The organism is Micromonospora sp. CA-269861 (genome assembly GCF_050948505.1).
Taxonomy (GTDB): Bacteria; Actinomycetota; Actinomycetes; order Mycobacteriales; family Micromonosporaceae; genus Micromonospora.
In genome coordinates this window covers 6549913-6569165 of record NZ_CP192014.1, presented here as the reverse complement: position 1 = coordinate 6569165, position 19253 = coordinate 6549913, and the positions used below count along the sequence as shown (strand labels likewise).

The window sequence follows — 19253 nt, the reverse complement described above, 5'->3', positions numbered from 1 at the left end:
GCAGCATAGCGGCTACCGATGCGACCGAACCAGCCGGCAACGGATGGCTACGCTGACCGCATGGCCGACACCCCGCCCGGTTCACCGCTGCCTCCGTCGCCCGCTGCCCCGCCCGCGCCGGTCGCCCCGCCCGTGGGCGAGACGCCCCGGATGCCGCTGCGCCGACTGGGCTGGCGGCGGTTCCTGGTGCTGGCCGGGGTGGTGCTGCTCATCGCGGCGTGCGCGGTGTTCATGGTCTTCACGCTCGGCCAGTCGCTCGGTGCGCAGGCCCTGCTGATCGGGGTGGTCGCCGCCATCCTGCCGGTGCCGGTGCTCGTCGCCTGCTTCCTCTGGCTGGACCGGTACGAACCGGAGCCGCTGAAGTATCTGATCTTCTGCTTCGCCTGGGGGGCGTTCGTCTCCACCGCCGCCTCGCTCACCGTGAACGACTTCGCGGCGAACCGTTTCGCTGACTGGGGCCTGCCGTCGGCGCTCACCGGGGTGCTGGTGGCGCCGTTCATCGAAGAGCTGACCAAGGCGCTGGGCCCGATCCTGCTGCTGGTGTTCCGCCGCCGCGAGTGGTCCGGGATCACCGACGGCCTGGTCTACTGCGGGCTCGCCGCTGTCGGCTTCGCGATGGTGGAGAACATCCTCTACCTGGGCGGGTTGGGCTACGCGTCCGGCGCCGACCGCTACGGCCCGGCCACCGGCATCCAGCAGGTCATCGCGATCTTCATCCTGCGGATCCTGCTGTTCGGGTTCGCCCATCCCCTTTTCACCTCGATGACCGGTGTCGGGCTGGGTATCGCCTCCCGGACCGCCGACCGGCGCATCCGGGTGCTCGCCCCGATCGCCGGCCTGCTGCTGGCGATGATGTTGCACGGCACGTGGAACCTGTTGCCCACGCTGACCCAGGCCACCGGCGAGGCCATGATCATGCTGTACGGCTTCCTGGGCCTCATGGTGCCCGTCTTCTTCGGCACCGTGGGGCTGGCGCTGTGGCTGCGCGCCTGGGAGGGGAGGCTCACCGAGCGGGCCCTGCCCGACTACGTACGCGCCGGCTGGCTCAGCCCGCCCGAGGTGGCTGCCCTGAGCAGTCTCGGCAGGCGGCACGCCGCCCGCAGTTGGGCGCGGCGGGTGGCCGGCGACGCCGGGGTGCGGGCGATGCGGGGTTACCAGTCCGCCGCCACCCGGCTGGCCCTGCTGCGGGACGGGACGCTGCGCGGCCTGGACCGCAAGCCCGCCGACCAGGAGCGGACCGCCCGCGAGGAGCGGGAGCTGCTGGACGCGATCAGCGCGTACCGGACGTTCTTCGTCGGTCGGGACCCGCAGGCCCCGGCGGGGGTCTGGGACGGCAGCCGCTACCACCTGCGCTTCCCGGACGGTACGCAGCGCGCGGTGGACGCTCCGGACGAGCCGGTGGTGCCGATCCCGGTGGTGCTGGCTCCCGCCCCGGCTCCGGTGGGGTACGCCCCGCCCGGCTGGCCCGGCCCGCGGTCGGCGCCGCCCTGGCCGCCGACGCATCCCTGACGCTGCCGGCTGCCGGTCACCGACCGGCCGTGCTGCCGGTCACCGACCGGCGGTTCAGCTCAGGCCACCGACCGGCGGTTCAGCTCAGGCCAGCAGCGAGGTGAGGAAGTCGCCGAGGCCCTGGAACATCGCGATCAGCGCGGCCCCGATCGCCCGGAACATGTTCGCGGCGCCGTCCGGCCGAAAGGCCATGAAGTAGATCAGGAACGCGACACTGCCCCAGGTCAACAGCTTCTTCACGAATACCGGCATCGTCCCTCCCCAGGGCCACGGTCGCCGGATGGCTTCCCGTCGTGCGGCCGGGCAAACGGTGCGCGACAGGGCCTGGTGGCCGGGGGAGGCGCGTCAGAGGTAGAGGCCGGTCGGGTCGTTCTCGATCCGTTCGGCGGCCACGGCGTGCACGTCCCGCTCCCGCAGCAGCACGTAACCGCGGCCGTGCAGCTCGACCTCGGAGCGGTCGTCCGGGTCGAAGAGCACCCGGTCGCCGGAGACGATGGCGCGGACGTTCGGCCCGACCCCGACCGCGGTGGCCCAGGCGAGGCGCTTGCCGACCGCGGCGGTCGCCGGAATGACGATGCCAGCGGTGGAGCGGCGTTCGCCCTCGCTGCCCTCCATCCGCACCAGCACGCGGTCGTGCAGCAGGCGGATCGGCAGGCCGGCGTCGAGATCGTTGTCGGCGGTCACGCCGCAGACGCTACCGTGTGGCCGAGGGTGGCCCGCCGGTGGTTACGCCGGAGGTGGTCGGGGCATTGTGTGGCTGAACTGCCCTACGGTGTCGGGAACGGACGTATGCTGTCCGACCTGTCGCCAGTGGCGGGCCGGGTTTCTGCCAGGAGGTGCGCTTGAGCCGCTTCGAGCGGGTACGCGGGCGGCTTCGCCGCGCCTACCAGTCACGACAGGAGTCGGCGCGTGCCGACGAGGGCGTATCGAGTGACGCGCTGAACGACGCGTCGGACGCCGCCCGGGTGGCGTCGCCGGCGGTGCCGGGGCCGACCGCGCCGCAGAGCGCCACCGTCTACGGCGCGGAACGTCAGATGGACCTGCACAGCTCCACTGCCAGTCGGGACGACGCCGACGTTCCACACGGGCTGCGGATCGCCGCCGCGTGGTGTTGGCGACTGATCGTGATCGGCGTGGTGGCCTGGGCCCTGCTGCGGGTCGTCGGCACGGTCAAGATCGTGATCATTCCGCTGGCCATCGCGCTGCTGCTCTCCGCGCTGCTCGCCCCGGCGGTTGGCTGGCTGCTGCGGGCACGGTTCCCCCGGTCGCTGGCGACGGCTGTGGTGCTGGTCGGCGGCCTGGCCGCGGTGATCGGCACGCTGACGCTCGTGGTCAACGAGTTCATTCGCGGCGTACCTGAGCTGAGCGAGAAGTCGTCGGAGGGCGTCCGGCAGATCCAGAACTGGCTGAAGACGGGCCCGCTGCACCTCTCCGACACCCAACTCGACCGCTACATCGACGAAGCCCAGGCCTGGATCAACAACAACACCTCAAGGTTCACGAGCGGCGCGTTGAGCACCGCCGCGACGCTGGCCGAGGTGCTGACCGGCACGCTGCTGGTCCTCTTCGCGACGTTCTTCTTCCTGCGCGACGGCAACCGGATCTGGCGCTTCCTGGTCCGGCTGCTGCCGGTCGCCGCCCGGTGGAAGGTCGACGACGCGGGCCGCGCCTCCTGGCAGACGCTTGTCGCCTACGTCCGCGCGACGGTGCTCGTCGCCTTCATCGACGCGGTCGGCATCGGCATCTTCCTTGTCGTCTTCGACATCCCGTTCGCCTTCCCGCTGGCCGCGCTTGTCTTCCTCGGCGCGTTCATTCCGATCGTCGGTGCGGCGCTCTCCGGTGGTGTGGCGGTGCTGGTGGCCCTCGTCGACAGCGGCCCGGTCACCGCGTTGATCATCCTCGGCGCGGTTATCGGCGTACAGCAGATCGAGGGGCACGTGCTCCAACCGCTGATCATGGGCCGGGCGGTCGCCCTCCACCCGCTCGCGGTGATCATCGGCATCGCCGCCGGTGTCGTACTCGCCGGCATCACCGGCGCGCTGGTCTCCGTGCCGCTCATCGCGGTGCTGAACACCGCGGTCCGCAGGCTCGCCGCCCGACGGGTCCCGGACACTCCGCCCGACGCCGTGGTCGTCGCCTCCCAGGCCCCCTAGACCAGCTCGTCCCGCCGCGCGCGCGGCCGCGGGTCCTGCCCGTCGGGGGCCGCGCGTCCCGCCGCCCGCAAGATCACGCACGATCCTGGAAAGAGTGGCCTCCCGCCAGCGGGAGACCACTCTTTCCTTGTTGTAGCGCGATCTTGAGGCGGGCGCGGCGCGGCCCGGCCAGGGTCAGGACTTGGCCAGGCGTTCCAGGGCGCCTCGGGCCACCTCGGGGCGGGTCGTGTACCAGAACGGTGGCAGCGAACGGCGCAGGAACGGCCCGTAGCCTCGGGCCGTCTCCAGCCGCGAGTCGAGCACCGCGACCACGCCCCGGTCGCCGGTCGCCCGGATCAGACGGCCCACGCCCTGAGCCAGCCGGACCGCCGCGATCGGCACGCTGACCGCCGCGAAGCCGGAGCCGCCGCCCGCGTCCACGGCCGCCGCGCGGGCAGCCGCCAGCGGTTCGTCCGGGCGGGGGAAGGGCAGCCGGTCGATGACGACGAGCTGACACGCGTCACCCGGCACATCCACCCCCTGCCAGAGCGACATCACGCCAAACAGGCAGCTGGCGCGCTCCTCGCGGAAGCGGCGCACCAGCAGCGGCAGCGCCTCCTCACCCTGGAGCAGCACCGGCAGGTCGGTCCGTGCCCGCAACAGCTCCGCGGCCTGCTGCGCGGCCCGCCGGGAGGAGAAGAGCCCGAGAGTACGACCACCGAGTGCCCCGACCAGCCCGAGCAGCTCCTCTCCGGCAGCCTCGGGCAACCCGGAGACGCTGGGGCGGGGGAGGTGCGCGGCGACGTACAGGATGCCCTGCCGGGCGTAGTCGAACGGCGAACCGACGTCGAGTGACCGCCACCCGGGGCCCTCGGTGGCCGGTACGACGGCGTTCGGGGCGACGTCGCCGGCGAGGCGACGGCCTGGCGCCTCGGCGGCCGGACGGCCCGGGCCGGAGCGGGCGGCCAGCGCGGCCGCGGCCGGGGTCGGCGGGGCGGGCGGTGGCGCGTCCAGCCCCAGGGCGCGGGCGACCGTGTCGAACCGGCCACCCAGCGCCAGGGTCGCCGAGGTGGCGACGACTGTGCGTTCGTCGTACAGGTGGGTGGCGAGGGTGCCGGCCACCGACAGCGGCGCGACGACCAGCGCCCTGCGGCTGCCGCTGTCGTTCTTCTCCACCCAGGCCACGTCGTGGTCGCCCTCCTCCAGCAGCCGCTGCGCGGTGGTGGAGAGCTCGTCCAGGGCGGCCTTGGCCTGCTGCTTGCGGACCGGGTCGGGGTCGTCGGACTTGATGTCGCCGATCGCGTCGAGGGCGGAGCGGGTCGCCGCGTCGAGCAGTGTGCACGCCTCCCGCAGTGGCGTCGGCAACCCCGCTGTGATCCGCCCGGCCGGCGCCTCGGCCAGCCCGACCGCGAGGGCGTCACCGGCGGCGGTGAGCGCCTCGGCGGTCTCCGGGCGCAGCAGCGTACGGGCCCGCCGGGTGGTCCGGTCGATCAGCTCCGGCACCAGCTCCGCCTGGGCCGCGGAGGAGACCCGGTCGGCCAGCTCGTGCGCCTCGTCGACGATGAGCAGCTTGTGCGGCGGCACGATGTGCCGGTCGGCGAGCATGTCGACAGCGAGCAGGCTGTGGTTGGTCACCACGATGTCGGCCTCCCGGGCGCGGGCCCGCGACGCCTCGGCGAAGCACTCCTGCCCGAACGGGCAACGGGTCGCGCCGACGCACTCGCGCGCCGGCATGGACACCAGCCGCCAGGCCTGGTCGTCGACGCCAGGGTCCAGCTCGTCCCGGTCGCCGGTGGCGGTCTTCTCGGCCCAGTCACGCAGCCGCTCGATCTGCTTGCCCAACCGGCCCGCCTCGCCGAGCCACTTCGTCCCGCCGCCGGGACGCGCTGCCGGGGCGTCGAAGAGGGTGTCCTCCGGCTCCTCCTCGGTGGAGTTGTCCAGTCGGGCGAGGCAGAGGTAGTGGTGGCGGCCCTTGAGCACGGCGAAGGTGGGCCGGCGGCCGAGCACCGGCTCGACCGCGTCGGCGAGCCGGGGCAGGTCGTGGTCGACGAGCTGGGACTGCAACGCCAGGGTGGCGGTGGAGACCACCACCGGGCCGTCCACAGTGAGCGCCGGCGCGAGGTAGGCAAGGGACTTGCCGGTGCCGGTGCCCGCCTGCACGAGCAGATGCTCGCCGCCGGCCACGCAATCCTCGATGGCCGTGGTCATCTGTAGCTGGCCGGGGCGTTCCGCGCCGCCGGGCACCGCGCCGACCGCCGCCGCCAGCAGCTCCGTGCCGCTGGGCCGGGCACCCCGCCGCCGGCCCTTGGCACGGGCCGACGGGGTGGCGGAACCGGTGGCGGTGCGGGGCGGAGTCACCGTGCGACGGTACCCGGCGCCGCCGACACCGGCCTCGCCCATCCGCCGCGTGGCGCGATGCCGACCGGGCGGGCCTCCTGGCCGACCCCGTCCGGTTACGGCCGCGCTACGACGTGTTGGGCCGTATCGGTTAGGGTGCGAATCATGCCGAGCGACATGGTCCGCGTGATCTACCGCAAGTACGACGGCAGCGCCCACCGCGACTACCCGGCCCGCCGGCTCACCGAGGATGATCTCGGTGTCTGGCTCGGCGTGCCCGAGGGCACCGAGTCGGTCTACCACGGCCGGCCCTCGGTGGAGAAGATCCCGTTCGTGCTGCTGGTGCCACATCGCGCCTGGTGGACGGCCATGTTCAACCCCCCGCCCCGCACCAGCGAGGTCTACTGCGACATCACGACCCCGGCCCGCTGGGAGTCCGACGACACTGTCCACCTGATCGACCTGGATCTGGACGTCGTCAGGCGTCGGGCCACCGGCCTGGTGGAGTTGCTCGACGAGGACGAGTTCGCCGAGCACCGGGCGCGGTTCGGCTACCCGGAGGACGTGGTGGCCGAGGCCGAGGCCGCCGCCCAACGGCTGCTCGGGGCCCTGGGCGACGGCACCGAGCCGTTCGCCACCGCGTACCGCAAGTGGTTGGCCCTGGTGGTCTGAGGCCGCACGCCCGGTCGGGCCGGCTCACCAGCGGGGTGGCCAACCGTCGTCGGCGTCGAGCGGCGGCAGGTCGGTCAGCTTCTCCGGGTTGAGCTGGTTGTAGATGGCGGTGATCCGGCCCTGGTCCACGGCGAACGCGGTGACCAGGCGGATCGGCCGGCCGTCGGTGTGCGTCGTCTCCAGTTGCAGGCCGAGCGCGCCGTCGACGAGGACGAGCCGGGCCAGCACCCGGTCCGCGTACCGGCCGGTCCGGCCGAACAGCCCGAGCGTGAGGCGCCCCACGGCGTCCGCGCCGAGCACCGGCCGACGGGCCGCGGGGAAGTGCCCGCCCGAGTCGCCGACGAAGACCACGTCCGGCGCGAGCACCTGGACGAGCTGGTCCAGCTCGCCGGACTCGGTGGCGGCGACGAACGCCTTGAGCACCCGGCGCTGCTCGGCCGGGTCCGCGGTGTGCCGAGGTACGTCAGGTGCGGTGACCGCCCGACGGGCCCGGGAGGCGAGCTGCCGGGCGGCCACCTCGGTGGTGCCCAGCACCCCCGCGACCCGGGCGAACGGCAACGCGAACACGTCGTGCAGCACGAGGGCGACCCGTTGCTCCGGCGCGAGCCGCTCCAGCACCACCAGCAGCGCCGTGCCGACCTGGTCGGTGCGGACCGCCCGCTCCGCCGGGTCGGGCGCGTAGCCGTCGACCGGCGACACACCGCCCAACGCGCTCACCACCGGCTCCGGCAGCCACTGCCCCGGGTACGCCTCGCGGCGGACCCGGGCCGAGCGGAGCACGTCCAGGCAGATCCGGGCGCAGGTAGTGGTCAGCCACGCGGACAGGTCGCGGATCTCGGCACGGGCCGCCGGCTCGGCCAACGCCCCGGCGTAGCGCAGCCAGGTCTCCTGCACCGCGTCCTCGGCCTCGCTGCGGCTGCCCAGCATCCGGTGGGCCACCGCGAGCAGTCGGCCCCGCTCGGCCTCGAACTCCGTCGCCAGCTCCCGCACGACCCACCACCCCACTCCCGGTCGGCGTCCCGGCCTACATCCTCCCGCCGAGGGGGCGCGCCGGCAGCCCCGGAACGGCCCGGCGGGCCGCTGCTTTCGGCGGGCGGAGGAGGAGCGGTGTCGGCCAGGGGGCCGGGCTTCGAAGGCGGCTCTCGGCGGGCGGATCGGCGGTGGGTGGGCGATGATCCGTGCATGAGCGCACCCCAGCAAGGGCAGATCGTGGCACCGGACGGCGGCTCCGTACGGGAGCTGCTGCGGGTCACCGCGCCTGTGGATCTCGGCGCGATCGACCCGCGGTCCATGCCCGGCCTGCCGGGGCCCGCCGGCCGCGGTGAGCACCGTAAGGCCTGGGCGCGGGAGCAGGTGGAGCTTGTCGGCGAGGAGTTGGGCCGGCAGCAGGAGATGCTCTTCGCGATGGCCAAGGCCGGGTCGGAGCATCCGGCGCACCGGGTGCTGCTGGTGCTTCAGGCCATGGACTGCGGCGGCAAGGACGGCACGATCAAGCGGGTGGCCGGCGCGATGAACCCGCTGGGCCTGCACATCCGCTCGTTCGGGCCACCGACCCGCCAGGAGCTGCGGCACGACTTCCTCTGGCGGATCCGCCGGGAGCTGCCGCCGCCGGGCTACGTGGGGATGTTCAACCGATCGCACTACGAGGACGTGTTGATCGCCCGGGTCGGTTCGCTGGTGCCGGAGACGACCTGGCGAGCCCGCTATGACCAGATCAACTCGTTCGAGCGGGAGCTGACCGAGGGCGGCGTGACCCTGATCAAGGTGATGCTGCACATCTCGTACGCCGAGCAGGGCAAGCGCCTGCTGGACCGGCTCACCGACCCGCGCAAGCACTGGAAGTACAACCCCTCCGACATCGACTCGCGGGGGCACTGGGACGACTACCAGGCCGCGTACGCCGAGGCCCTGAGCCGGTGCGGCACGGACGCCGCGCCCTGGTTCGTGGTGCCGGCGGACCGCAAGTGGTACCGGGACTGGGCGGTGGCCCACCTGCTGCGTGAGACGTTCGACACGCTCGATCTGGGGTATCCGGCTGCCGATTTCGACGTGGCGCGGGAGCGGAAGCGCCTGTTGGCTGGGGGAGCGGGTGCGGGTGGGGCGGCCGAGATGAACGGCAGGTGAACGAGCGGTGAATGACGCCTGGCCAGGGGTGGGCCGGCGAATTCGCGGTTCTGCCGTTTCCTAGCATTCACCGAGCGGGGCGCTCCTGGGCACCGCCACCCTTCCACCGACGCGACGAGGTCTGTGCTGTGAAGTTTTCCTTCCGCCCCACCGAGGGCGCCTTCTACGAGCTCTTCACCAGGGCCGCGCAGAACCTGGTCCGGGGCACCGCGCTGCTCAACGAGCTGGCCCTGCCCGGCGTGGACGTGCAGTCCGTCAGTGAGCGGCTGACCGAGGTCGAGCACGACAGCGACCAGATCACCCACGAGCTGTACAAGAAGATCAACTCGACCTTCATCACCCCGTTCGACCGGGAGGACATCTACCGGCTCGGCTCGCTGCTGGACGACGTCATGGACCACCTGGAGGCGGTCGGTGACCTGCTCTACCTGTACGGGCTGACCGAGCTTCCGGCGCTGCCCCGTGAGCTGCACGAGATGGTCAACGTGCTCGACCAGCAGGCCAAGCTGACCGCCGACGCGATGCCCCGGCTGAAGTCGATGAAGGATCTTGAGGACTACTGGATCGAGTGCAACCGGCTGGAGAACGAGGGCGACCGGATCAACCGGCAGCTGCTCGTCCGCCTCTTCTCCGGTGAGTACGACGCGTTGACGGTGCTGAAGATGAAGGAGGTCGCCGACGAGCTGGAGGCCGCCTGCGACGCCTTCGAGCACGTGGCCAACACCGTCGAGACCATCGCCGTCAAGGAGTCCTGAGCCGGTGTCCCCTGAACTCATCGCCGTGCTGGCGGTGATCGCGGTGGCCCTGGCGTTCGACTACACCAACGGCTTCCACGACGCCGCCAACGCGATCGCCACAAGCGTCTCCACCCGGGCGCTGACACCCCGGATCGCCCTCGGGCTCGCCGCGGTCGGCAACTTCGTCGGCGCCCACTTCGGCGCCGGCGTGGCCAAGACCGTCGGCGACGGCCTGGTCACTCTGCCCACCGGGGTGAGCAGCCTCGGTGTGGTCTTCGCCGGGGTGCTCGGCGCGATCGCCTGGAACCTCATCACCTGGTACTTCGGTCTGCCCTCGTCGTCCTCGCACGCGCTCTTCGGCGGGCTGGTCGGCGCGACCCTGCTCTCCACCGGCGGCATCGTGCAGTGGGTCAACATCGGCGAGAAGGTGCTGCTGCCGATGGTGCTGTCGCCGATCGTCGGCCTCACCCTCGGTTACCTGCTGATGCTGGCGATCCTCTGGCTGTTCCGGAAGGGGCAGCCGGGCAAGCTCAACCGGGGCTTCCGCTGGGCGCAGACCGCCTCGGCGGCCGCCATGTCGGTCGGCCACGGCATGCAGGACGCCGCCAAGACCATGGGCATCGTGGTGCTGGCGCTCTACACCGGCGGTTTCCAGGAGAGCAAGACGCACATCCCGGGCTGGGTGTTCTGGACCTCGGCGACGATGCTGGCCCTCGGCACGTACGCCGGTGGCTGGCGGATCATCCGCACCCTCGGTCGCAAGATCATCGACCTGGGGCCGCCGGAGGGCTTCGCGGCCGAGACCGTCGCCAGCGCGGTGCTCTACTTCAACGCCCTCGTGCTGAAGGCACCCATCTCCACCACCCACACCATCACCTCAGCGATCATGGGTGTGGGCGCGACCAAGCGCCTCTCCGCCGTCCGCTGGAACGTGGCCGGCAACATCGTGCTCGCCTGGATCATCACGTTCCCGGCCGCCGCACTGATCGCGTGCGTCACGTACCTGCTGGTCCGGCCGCTCTTCGGCTGAGTTACGGCAAGGGCCCCCGGTCACGGTCACGCCGTGGCAGGGGGCCCTTCCCGTGTTCAGACGTAGCGCACGCCGATCTGCTCGCGGACCGTGTCCAGCAGGGCCATCACCTCGAGGGTCGTGGCGTGCGGCACCATCGGGCTCTCGGTCAGCCCGGCGGCCAGGCAGCGCTGCACCTCGATCGCCTCGTACTGGTAGCCGTTGCCGGCCTCCTCGGCGGTGATCGTCTCCGGCTCCGCGCCGGCCCGGTGCAGGGTGACCGAACCCGGCCGGAAGAACGGCTCCGGCAGGTCGATCCGGCCGGTGGTGCCGGTGATCGAGGCGGTCTGCCCGCTCAACCCGACCATGCCGCAGCTCAGTGTCGCCAGCGCTCCGGTGTCGTAACCGAACAGCATGCCGGTGTTCTCGTCAGTGCCCTCCGGGCCGAGCTGCGCCCAGGACCGGACGTGCTGCGGCACCCCGAGCAGCAGGTGAGCCAGACTGATCGGGTAGATCCCCAGGTCGAGCAGGGCACCCCCGCCCAGCGCCGCGTTGCGCATCCGATGCTCCGGCGGGAACGGCCCGGACACCCCGAAGTCGGCCCGGACGCCGGTCACCGTGCCGATCGCCCCGTCCGCGATCAGCTCGACCACGCGCAGGATCATCGGATTCAGGCGCATCCACATGGCCTCCATCAGGAAGACCCCGGCGGCGCGGGCGGTGTCGATCAACTCGGTGCTGGTGGCCAGGTCGAGGGTGAACGGCTTCTCCAACAGCACCGCGCGTCCGGCGGTCAGGCAGGTCATCGCCGCCTCGTAGTGCGCCGAGTGCGGGGTCGCCACGTAGATCGCGTCCACCTCCGGGTCGGCAGCCAGCTCCACCCAGGAGCCGTAGGCGCGCTTCGCGCCGTGCGTGTCGGCGAAACGCCGCGCGCTCTCTGCGGCGCGGGAACCGACCGCGACCAACTCGGCGTCCGGCACCAACCGGAGGTCTTCGGCGAAACGGCTGGCGATGTGGCCGGTGGCCAGGATGCCCCAACGAGTCATGCCGGCACGCTAGCCGAGCCAGGTGAACCGTCCGCTGCCCGGCCGCCGACCAGCTCACCCGGCGGGACCGGCCGGCGCGGTTCTCCGCCGCCGCGCCGTGCCGCACTCCGCCGTGCCGCACTCCGCCGGTCCGCCGGTCCGCCAGCCCCGGCTGGCCGGGGAACTAGGCTCGCGGCATGACGATCGACAGCGACGGTTTCGCCGCCCCGGCCGCCCTGGTCGAGCACGCCCGCCGGTTCCAGGCCGAGGGTGGCACCCCGGCGACGCCGCGGGTCGCGGCCACCGTGCTGCTGCTGCGTCCGACCGACGCCGACTTCGAGGTGTACGTCATCCGCCGGGTCGCCGCGATGACCTTCGGCGGGATGTACGCCTTCCCCGGGGGCGGGGTGGACCGCTCCGACTCGGAGGCGCACCTCGACTGGGCCGGCCCGACACCCGGCGAATGGGCGGACCGGCTCGGCGTGGCCCCGCAGGCCGCGCAGGCGGTGGTCTGCGCCGCCGCGCGGGAGGTCTTCGAGGAGGCTGGCGTACTGCTCGCCGGCCCGAACCGGGAGACCGTGGTGGGCGACGTCAGCGGCGACGACTGGGAGGCGGCCCGGCAGGACCTGGAGGGGCGCCGGCTGGGCTTCGCGGCGCTGCTCGCCGACCGTCAGCTCACCCTTCGCTCCGACCTGCTGCTGCCGTGGAGCCGGTGGATCACTCCCGAGTTCGAGCCGCGCCGCTTCGACACGTACTTCTTCATCGCTCTGTTGCCGGCGGGCCAGCGGACCCGCGACGTCTCCGGCGAGGCCGACCACACCCTGTGGATCCGGCCGGCGGACGCGCTGGCCCGCGCGCGGGCCGGCGAGCTGACCATGCTGCCACCGACCCTCGTCACGCTGGCCCAGGTGGCGGCGGCCGGCGACCTGGCCGGGGTGGCACGGGCGGCGGCCGACCGGGACGCCGCCAGCCCGATCACCCCGCGCCTGGACCTGCCCCCGAACGGCGAACCCCGCTTCGTCCTGGGCTGACCACCGCCCGCGCCCTGCCCGCCCGCGCCCAGCCCGCCCGCGCTGCCCGCGCGCTGTGCCTCTGGGCTGCCTGGACCACGTAGGCGGGCTCCTACCGAAGATCGCGCTCGAACCTGGAAAGAGTGGCCTCAGTTACGCGGTGAGGCCACTACATCCTTGATCGAGCACGATCTTGGGCGGGCGGGCGGGCGGGCGGGCGGCCGGGCCGGGCCGGGCCGCGCCGCCGCCGGACCGGGAACCGCGTCGGGTACGCAGAAGGGCGTCGGCCAGGTCGACCGACGCCCTTCGCGGACCGGGAACCAGCGGCTCAGCCGAAGCGGCCGGTGATGTAGTCCTCGGTCTTCTTCACGCTCGGGTTGCTGAAGATCTTCTGGGTGTTGTCGTACTCGATCAGCCGGCCCGGGTCGCCGGTCTTCTCGATCGAGAAGAAGGCGGTCCGGTCCGACACCCGCGCGGCCTGCTGCATGTTGTGCGTCACGATGATGATCGTGAACTTGTCCTTGAGCTGGAACATCAGGTCCTCGATCGCCAGCGTGGAGATCGGGTCCAGGGCGGAGCACGGCTCGTCCATCAGGACGACCTGCGGCTCGACCGCGATGGTCCGGGCGATGCAGAGCCGCTGCTGCTGACCGCCGGAGAGGCCCGCGCCGGGCTTGGCCAGCCGGTCCTTGACCTCGCCCCACAGGTTCGCGGCGCGCAGGGCCTTCTCGGCCGCGTCCTCCAGGATCGACTTCTTGCGGACCCCGTTGAGCTTCAGCCCGGCCACCACGTTCTCGAAGATGCTCATGGTGGGGAACGGGTTCGGCCGCTGGAAGACCATGCCGATCGTGCGCCGGACCGCTGTGACGTCCACGTCCCGGTCGTAGATGTCCTGGTCGTCAATGGTCAGGCTGCCCTCGACCCGGGCCCCCGGCAGCACCTCGTGCATCCGGTTGATCGACCGCAGGAACGTCGACTTGCCGCAACCGGACGGCCCGATGAGGGCGGTGACCGTCTTCGGCTCGACCGTCAGGTTGATGTTCTCGATCGCCTTGAAGCCGCCGTAGTACGCGGTGACGTTCGAGGCGGAGACGCGCTTGGCCATGGTGGTACCTCCGGGGTTCATCGGCTGAGCCTGTTGCGACGGGCCAGCAACTTCGCCGCGATCGTCAGGATGAGTACGAGGGCGACCAGGGTGAGTGCCGCGGTCCACGCCCGTGCCGGTGCGTACTTCGACGCGTCACCGGCCTGCTGGTAGACGAAGAGGGACAGCGACGACTGGTTGTTCTCGAAGGGGTTGGTGTTGATCGCGGCGCCACCGCCGGCGACCAGCAGCACCGGCGCGGTCTCGCCGGCCGCGCGGGCGATGGCGAGCATGACGCCGGTGACGATGCCGGGCAGCGCCGTCGGCAGCACCACCCGCAGGATGGTCTTCCACTTGGGTACGCCGAGCGCGTACGCGCCCTCGCGCAGTGGCGCCGGTACGAGGCGGAGCATCTCCTCGGTGGACCGGACGATGGTGGGCAGCATGAGCACGCTCAGCGCGAGCGCGGCGGCGAAGCCGGAGAAGCTGGGCCGACCGTCGTTGAACCACGGGGACACGATCAGCACCCAGAACGCCAGCACGAAGAGGCCGGAGACGATAGACGGGATGCCGGTCATCACGTCCACGAAGAACCGGATCGCGAAGGCGAACTTGCCCCGCCCGTACTCGACGATGTAGATCGCGCAGAGAACGCCGAGCGGGACGGTGATCAGGGTGGCGATGCCGACCTGCTCCAGCGTGCCGACGATCGCGTGGTACGCGCCGCCGTTGGCGTCCCGGGCCCCGATGTTGTTCATCGAGGTCTGGAAGAAGTTGACGTCCAGCCGGTCGGCGCCCTTGCTGACCAGTGTCCAGACCACCGACACGAGCGGCAGCACCGCCAGCACGAAGGCGGAGTGGATCAGCGCGCTCCAGGTGCGGTTGCGGGCCGATCGGCGCCCCTCGACCGCGTTGGCGGCGGCGAAGAGCCCGACCAGGTAGAGGATCGCACCGAGGACGACCACGAGGACCGGGCCGCCGATGCCGGCGCCGTAGACGATCACGGCGGAGAGCGCCAGGGCCGCCACGGCGATGGCCGGGGCGGCGTACCAGGGCAGCCGCTTGGCCCGCAGCGAGTCGGGCTGGCCCGGCGGCCGGGTGCGGTGGGAGGTGACGGTTGTGGTCATGCGGCCGACTCCGTGAACTCCCGGCGGCGGTAGATGATCGCCCGCGCCGTGATGTTGACGATCAGCGTGATGGTGAACAGCACCAGACCGGAGGCGATGAGCGCGCCCCGGCCGGTCTCGTTCGCCTCGCCGAACGCGTTGGCGATGTTGGCGGCGATGGTGTTGCCGCCGTTCTGGATCAGGTTGAACGAGATGCCGAAGGTGATGCCGAGGGTCAGCGCCAAGGCGATGGTCTCGCCGAGCGCCCGGCCGAGGCCGAGCATCATCGCGGCGATGATGCCGGGGCGGCCGTAGGGGAGCACCGCGGTGCGGAGCATCTCCCAGCGGGTGGCGCCCAGGGCGAGGGCGGCCTCCTCGTTCGCGGTGGGCGTCTGGAGGAACACCTCGCGGGAGAGCGAGGTGATGATCGGCAACACCATGATCGCGAGCACCAGGGCGCCCAGCATGACGGACGCCCCGAAGGGGCCGTCGCCGCCGAAGAGCGGGATCCAGCCGAAGTGCTGGTTCAGCCAGACGGAGAAGTCCCGGACGGGGCTGCTGAAGACGTCCCGTCCCCAGAGGCCGAAGACCACGCTCGGTACGGCGGCCAGCAGGTCGACCAGGAAGCCGAGCGCGGTGCCCAGCCGGCGCGGCGCGTAGTGCGACAGGTAGAGGGCGATACCGAGCGCCACCGGCACCGCGATGAGCAGTGCGAGCGCCGAGCTGAGCACGGTGCCGAAGGCGAGCGCGCCGATGCCGAACTTCGGCTGCGTGTCGTTGGGGGACCAGCCCTCGTAGGACCAGAAGTTCTCGGTGTTGGCGCGTAGGGCCGGAACCGCCTTGGCGACCAGGAAGATCGCGATGGCGGCGATGATGACCAGAACGGCGGTGCCGGCGGCCAGGGTGAGACCGCGGAAGGCCCGCTCGGCGCCGAACTTACGGCTGCGCGGCAGCGCGCCGCCGCCGCCCAGCCCGGTGCCGCCCGGGGAACGGGTGCTGACTGGTGCCTCGGCCACACGCGCCGAGGCACCGGCGGGCCACTCGTGACTCTGGGTCACGCGCGTCCCGCCGGTGCCGGCGTCGGCCGAGCGGTGAGGGGTTTCACCCATCTGCTCGCTCGATTCGGTTGCGGAGGTGTGGAATCGGGTCAGGAGAGGTTCTTGACCGCGGTCTCGACCTTGGTGCGGACCGTCTCCGGCAGCGGGGCGTAGCCCAGCTCGGTGAGAGAGGCCTGGCCCTCGGCGCTGGCGGCGTGGCCCAGCAGGCCCTTGACCAGCTTGAGCTTGTCGGCCGCGAGGCCCTTGCTGCAGACGATCTCGTACGTCGCCAGGACGATCGGGTAGGCCCCGGCCTCCTTGGTGTTGTAGTCGATCTTCAGCTTGAGGTCGTCACCCTGACCCTCGACAGCAGCGCCGGCGATGGTCTTGCCAGCCGCCTCGGCGGTCAGCGCGGCGAACTCGCCGTTGCCGTTGCCGATCTTCGACATCTTCAGGCCGGCGTTCTCGGCGAACGACCACTCCATGTAGCCGATGGAGCCGTCCGCGCCCTTGACCCGGCTGGCCACGCCGTCCGAGCCCTTCGCGCCGGTGCCGCCCGGGGCCTTCCACGCCTTGGCGTTGCCCAGGGTCCAGTCGCTCTCAGCGGTCTTCGAGAGGTACTTGGTGAAGTTGTCGGTGGTGCCCGACTCGTCCGAGCGGTGGACGGTCTGGATCGTGGTCGCCGGGAGCTTGGCGTCCGGGTTGTCAGCCTTGATCGTGGCGTCGTCCCACTTGGTGACCTTGCCGGCGAAGATCTTCGCCAGGGTGGCCGGCTTGAGCTGGAGGTTGTCCACGCCGCTGACGTTGTAGGCGACGGCCACCGGGCCGATCACCATCGGCAGGTGGATGGCCTTGCCGCCGACGCACTTGGCGTCCGCCTGCGGCTGCTCCTCCGGCTTGAGCGCGGAGTCGGAACCGGCGAAGTCGGCGGTCCCGGCGATGAACGCCTGGATGCCGGCGCCCGAGCCGGAAGCCTCGTAGTTGATCGTGGTGCCCTGGCACTTCTGCTGGTACGCCTTGATCCATTCGGCCATGGCGTTCTTCTGGGCCGACGAACCCTGGGCGTTCAGCGTGCCGGTAGCGCAGTCGACCGCGGCGGCCGAGCCCGAAGCGCTCGCGCCGGAGGCGGGCTCGTTGTTGTCCGAGCCGCATGCACTGAGGCCGAGCGTCGCGGCAAGAGCGAGGCAGGCAATAGTGCCGTACCGCTGGAGCTTCACCTGAGGGGTTTCCCTTCGCGTCTGACTTGGCGCCCCGATCCCGGGGCCCGAGGACCGGCACTGACCGGCTGACACGAAAGTTAGAAGTGCCAGGTAGCCGGTTCGCCGGTCGCAAGTGAACGCGAGGTGAACACGTACGGCCGCTGAGGTGACCGCTTGCTGAGGGTGAGTTGTCCGTTAAGTGAACCCGGGTACACCTGTCGGAAGTATGGGTATATTTCCGGTTCGGCGTTATCCCGCCGAGGCCCGGCCGTTACCCGCCGGTGACTCGACCTCGGCGGTGGCCGACGGTCAGCCCAGGTGGTAGTTGATGTGCGCGGACCAGCGGGCGAAGCCCAGCCGCTCGTAGAGCGCGACGGCCCCGGTGTTCGAGTCGTCCACGTAGAGCATCACCCGGTCCAGGCCGCGCTTGTCCCGCAGGTGTGCCAGCCCGGCGGTGGTCAGGGCCCGGCCGAGCCCGCCGCCGTGCGCGGTCGGCTCCACCCCCAGGACGTACACCTCGCCGATCCGGGCCGACCCCGGCCGCTCGTGCACCTTGGTCCAGTGGAAGCCGAGCAGCCGGCCGGTCGCGGTCTCCTCGGCGAGCAGGAAGCCCGCCGGGTCGAACCATGGCTCGGCGAGGCGGACCCGCAGGTCGTCCGACGTCCACCGGCCCTGCTCGGGGTGCTCGGCGAAGGCCCGTGCGTTGAGGGCCAGCCAGGCCGCGTCGTCGGGCCCGGGCCGGAACGCGCGTAGCGCCACCCCGTCGGGCAGACGCGGCTCACCAAGCGGGGCGGCCAACGGCCGACGCAACTGCCAGAGCACCCGGGCGCGGGTGAAGCCGAGGTCGACGGCGAGCGCGGCGGCGGAGGGTGGTCGCCGTGCGCCCACGCCCGCAGCGGCCCGGTGGCCGAGGCGAGGACGCCCCGGGCGAGCGCCCGGCCGGTGCCCCGTCGCCGGTACGCGGGGTGCACCACCAGCTCGACCCCGATCCCGTCGACCGGGTCGGTGGTGTCCAGGTGCGCGTACCCGGTGAGGGTGCCGTCGTCGGCGCGGGCGATCAGGTGCACGGCGGGGGCGTCGCTGTCACGTAGCCGCAGCAGGACGTGCTCGTCGAGCGGGTCCGCTCCGTCCGTGTCACCCGCGGCGCTGGCGAGGGCCAGTACGTCGGCGATCTCCGCCGACGCCAGTCGGTCGCTCCGGGTCACCTGGTCGCTGGTCGGCTCCGCGCTGCTCATCCCGCCACCGTATCCGCTGCGTGTCGTGACGCCCGGACCGTCACCGTAAAGGCGCGGCTCACGTCGGGTCGGTGGGGAGTGCCTCCAGCTCGAACCGGGCGGTCAGGTCGGGCAGGATGCGGCGCAGCGCCTCCACCGTGCCCTGTCGGTCCCCACCGGCATCGTGCAGCAGCACCACCGAGCCCGGTTCGGCCTGGCTCAGCACCGTCGCGGTGATCTTGCTGGCGCCGGGCAACTCCCAGTCCGACGGATCCACCGACCAGTGCAGCGGGGTCATGCCGAGCTGCCGTGCCACCGACACCACCGGGTACGTCCACGCCCCGCCCGGCTGGCGGTACCAGACGATCGGGGCGTTCGGGACCGCCGCCCGGATCGCCGCGTTGGTGCGCAGGAGGTCGGAGCGGATCGCGTCGGCCGACCGGGCGCCCAGGCCGACGTCGTGGTGCCAGGAGTGATTGCACAGGGTGTGTCCGTCGTTCACGATCGACTGCAGCAGGTCGGGGTGGTTCTGCGCGTTCTCGCCGACCACGCAGAACGTGGCTCGTACGTCGTATTCGCGCAGGATGGCGAGGACTTCCGGGGTGTAGCGCGGGTCCGGTCCGTCGTCGAAGGTCAGCGCGAGCCGCGGGGTGCCGGTGGTGGAGTGCGCGCCGAACAGGTTGTCGCCTCCGGCGTCTCGTCCGGACCCGTCCTGGCCGGTCTCGGCCGGGCCGGTCTCGGTCGGGCCGGCGCTGCTGCTGGCACTGGCGCTGGGGGCGCCGCCCGGCTCGCCGACGCTGGGTTGGTCGGCGTAGTGCGGCCCGTCGGCGCTCGTGGTGACACCTGTGGACTGTCGAGGTGTCTGGTCGGGGACGAGGCTGCGGCCCAGCACGTACGCGGAGCCGAGCAGCCCCGCCACCACAAGCGTCACGATCCCCGCTGCCCGCGCGGTGGAACTGCCCCGCATCACGACTTCCGCCCGGCTCGCCGGTCACGCCGGCCCGTCGCCCCCGTGGTCAGTGCGCGCACCGTCGCCCCTTTCTCCGACAAACCCGGCA

The 19253-nt window shown here is 72.0% G+C and carries 16 protein-coding genes and 3 pseudogenes; 7 read left to right on the top strand and 12 right to left on the bottom strand.

Annotated features, from left to right (window positions below; translation table 11 throughout):
- Positions 1–18: 18 nt before the first annotated feature.
- Positions 19–1509, top strand: coding sequence for a PrsW family intramembrane metalloprotease (locus ACQP0U_RS30230; protein ID WP_433313668.1), 1491 nt, complete (start codon positions 19–21; stop codon positions 1507–1509).
- A gap of 84 nt (positions 1510–1593) precedes the next feature.
- On the opposite strand, the gene ACQP0U_RS30225 is transcribed toward ACQP0U_RS30230, so the two are convergent.
- Together ACQP0U_RS30225 and ACQP0U_RS30220 are read right to left on the bottom strand one after the other, a co-directional pair.
- Positions 1594–1761, bottom strand: a complete 168-nt coding sequence (locus ACQP0U_RS30225) for a hypothetical protein (RefSeq protein ID WP_433313666.1) — start codon at positions 1759–1761, stop codon at positions 1594–1596.
- 93 nt (positions 1762–1854) lie between these two features.
- Positions 1855–2193: a GroES family chaperonin gene (locus ACQP0U_RS30220; RefSeq protein WP_145778711.1), complete on the bottom strand. Its 339-nt coding sequence runs from the start codon at positions 2191–2193 to the stop codon at positions 1855–1857.
- A gap of 158 nt (positions 2194–2351) precedes the next feature.
- Here ACQP0U_RS30220 and ACQP0U_RS30215 point away from each other — a divergent pair, with 158 nt between their 5' ends.
- Positions 2352–3662 carry an AI-2E family transporter gene (locus tag ACQP0U_RS30215; RefSeq protein WP_433313662.1) on the top strand — a complete coding sequence of 437 codons (1311 nt, stop codon included), beginning with the start codon at positions 2352–2354 and terminating at the stop codon, positions 3660–3662.
- 174 nt (positions 3663–3836) lie between these two features.
- Here ACQP0U_RS30215 and ACQP0U_RS30210 read toward each other — a convergent pair.
- Positions 3837–4532 (bottom strand): annotated as a pseudogene (locus tag ACQP0U_RS30210) (ATP-dependent DNA helicase); the annotation flags it as partial.
- 111 nt (positions 4533–4643) lie between these two features.
- A pseudogene (locus tag ACQP0U_RS30205) lies at positions 4644–6041 on the bottom strand (ATP-dependent DNA helicase); the annotation flags it as partial.
- A 102-nt stretch (positions 6042–6143) separates the two neighbouring features.
- On the opposite strand from ACQP0U_RS30205, the gene ACQP0U_RS30200 reads away from it, so the two are divergent.
- On the top strand, positions 6144–6650 hold the full coding sequence (locus ACQP0U_RS30200; protein ID WP_433313659.1) for a DUF402 domain-containing protein: 507 nt from the start codon (positions 6144–6146) through the stop codon (positions 6648–6650).
- A 24-nt stretch (positions 6651–6674) separates the two neighbouring features.
- On the opposite strand, the gene sigJ is transcribed toward ACQP0U_RS30200, so the two are convergent.
- Positions 6675–7640 (bottom strand): RNA polymerase sigma factor SigJ, encoded by a 966-nt coding sequence (gene sigJ, locus ACQP0U_RS30195; protein ID WP_433313656.1) that lies wholly within the window; start codon positions 7638–7640, stop codon positions 6675–6677.
- 192 nt (positions 7641–7832) lie between these two features.
- On the opposite strand from sigJ, the gene ACQP0U_RS30190 reads away from it, so the two are divergent.
- The 3 genes from ACQP0U_RS30190 to ACQP0U_RS30180 all read left to right on the top strand — a co-directional run bounded on the left by ACQP0U_RS30190 (position 7833) and on the right by ACQP0U_RS30180 (position 10541).
- A complete protein-coding gene (locus ACQP0U_RS30190; RefSeq protein WP_433313654.1) occupies positions 7833–8774 on the top strand; it encodes a PPK2 family polyphosphate kinase in 942 nt (313 codons plus the stop codon).
- 128 nt (positions 8775–8902) lie between these two features.
- Entirely contained in the window at positions 8903–9529 is a 627-nt protein-coding gene (locus tag ACQP0U_RS30185; RefSeq protein WP_030327784.1) for a DUF47 domain-containing protein, read from the top strand.
- A 4-nt stretch (positions 9530–9533) separates the two neighbouring features.
- Positions 9534–10541, top strand: a complete 1008-nt coding sequence (locus ACQP0U_RS30180; protein ID WP_433313652.1) for an anion permease — start codon at positions 9534–9536, stop codon at positions 10539–10541.
- 56 nt (positions 10542–10597) lie between these two features.
- Here ACQP0U_RS30180 and ACQP0U_RS30175 read toward each other — a convergent pair whose 3' ends face one another.
- A complete protein-coding gene (locus tag ACQP0U_RS30175) occupies positions 10598–11566 on the bottom strand; it encodes a Gfo/Idh/MocA family protein (RefSeq protein ID WP_433313649.1) in 969 nt (322 codons plus the stop codon).
- A gap of 176 nt (positions 11567–11742) precedes the next feature.
- Here ACQP0U_RS30175 and ACQP0U_RS30170 point away from each other — a divergent pair, with 176 nt between their 5' ends.
- On the top strand, positions 11743–12576 hold the full coding sequence (locus ACQP0U_RS30170) for an NUDIX hydrolase (protein WP_433313646.1): 834 nt from the start codon (positions 11743–11745) through the stop codon (positions 12574–12576).
- Positions 12577–12883: 307 nt separating this feature from the next.
- On the opposite strand, the gene pstB is transcribed toward ACQP0U_RS30170, so the two are convergent.
- The 6 genes and pseudogenes from pstB to ACQP0U_RS30140 form a co-directional block, all read right to left on the bottom strand.
- Complete coding sequence (pstB, locus tag ACQP0U_RS30165) at positions 12884–13660, bottom strand: phosphate ABC transporter ATP-binding protein PstB (RefSeq protein ID WP_091402861.1); 777 nt, start codon at positions 13658–13660, stop codon at positions 12884–12886.
- 17 nt (positions 13661–13677) lie between these two features.
- On the bottom strand, positions 13678–14766 hold the full coding sequence (gene pstA / locus ACQP0U_RS30160; RefSeq protein WP_433313644.1) for a phosphate ABC transporter permease PstA: 1089 nt from the start codon (positions 14764–14766) through the stop codon (positions 13678–13680).
- Entirely contained in the window at positions 14763–15854 is a 1092-nt protein-coding gene (gene pstC / locus ACQP0U_RS30155; RefSeq protein ID WP_433313641.1) for a phosphate ABC transporter permease subunit PstC, read from the bottom strand. Before pstC ends, pstA begins: the two co-directional genes overlap by 4 nt.
- Positions 15855–15892: 38 nt before the next feature.
- On the bottom strand, positions 15893–16999 hold the full coding sequence (gene pstS / locus ACQP0U_RS30150) for a phosphate ABC transporter substrate-binding protein PstS (RefSeq protein ID WP_366629586.1): 1107 nt from the start codon (positions 16997–16999) through the stop codon (positions 15893–15895).
- Positions 17000–17290: 291 nt separating this feature from the next.
- Positions 17291–18216: pseudogene (gene mshD, locus ACQP0U_RS30145) on the bottom strand (mycothiol synthase).
- Between the two features lie 58 nt (positions 18217–18274).
- Complete coding sequence (locus ACQP0U_RS30140) at positions 18275–19162, bottom strand: polysaccharide deacetylase family protein (RefSeq protein WP_433313638.1); 888 nt, start codon at positions 19160–19162, stop codon at positions 18275–18277.
- Between the last annotated feature and the right edge of the window lie 91 nt (positions 19163–19253).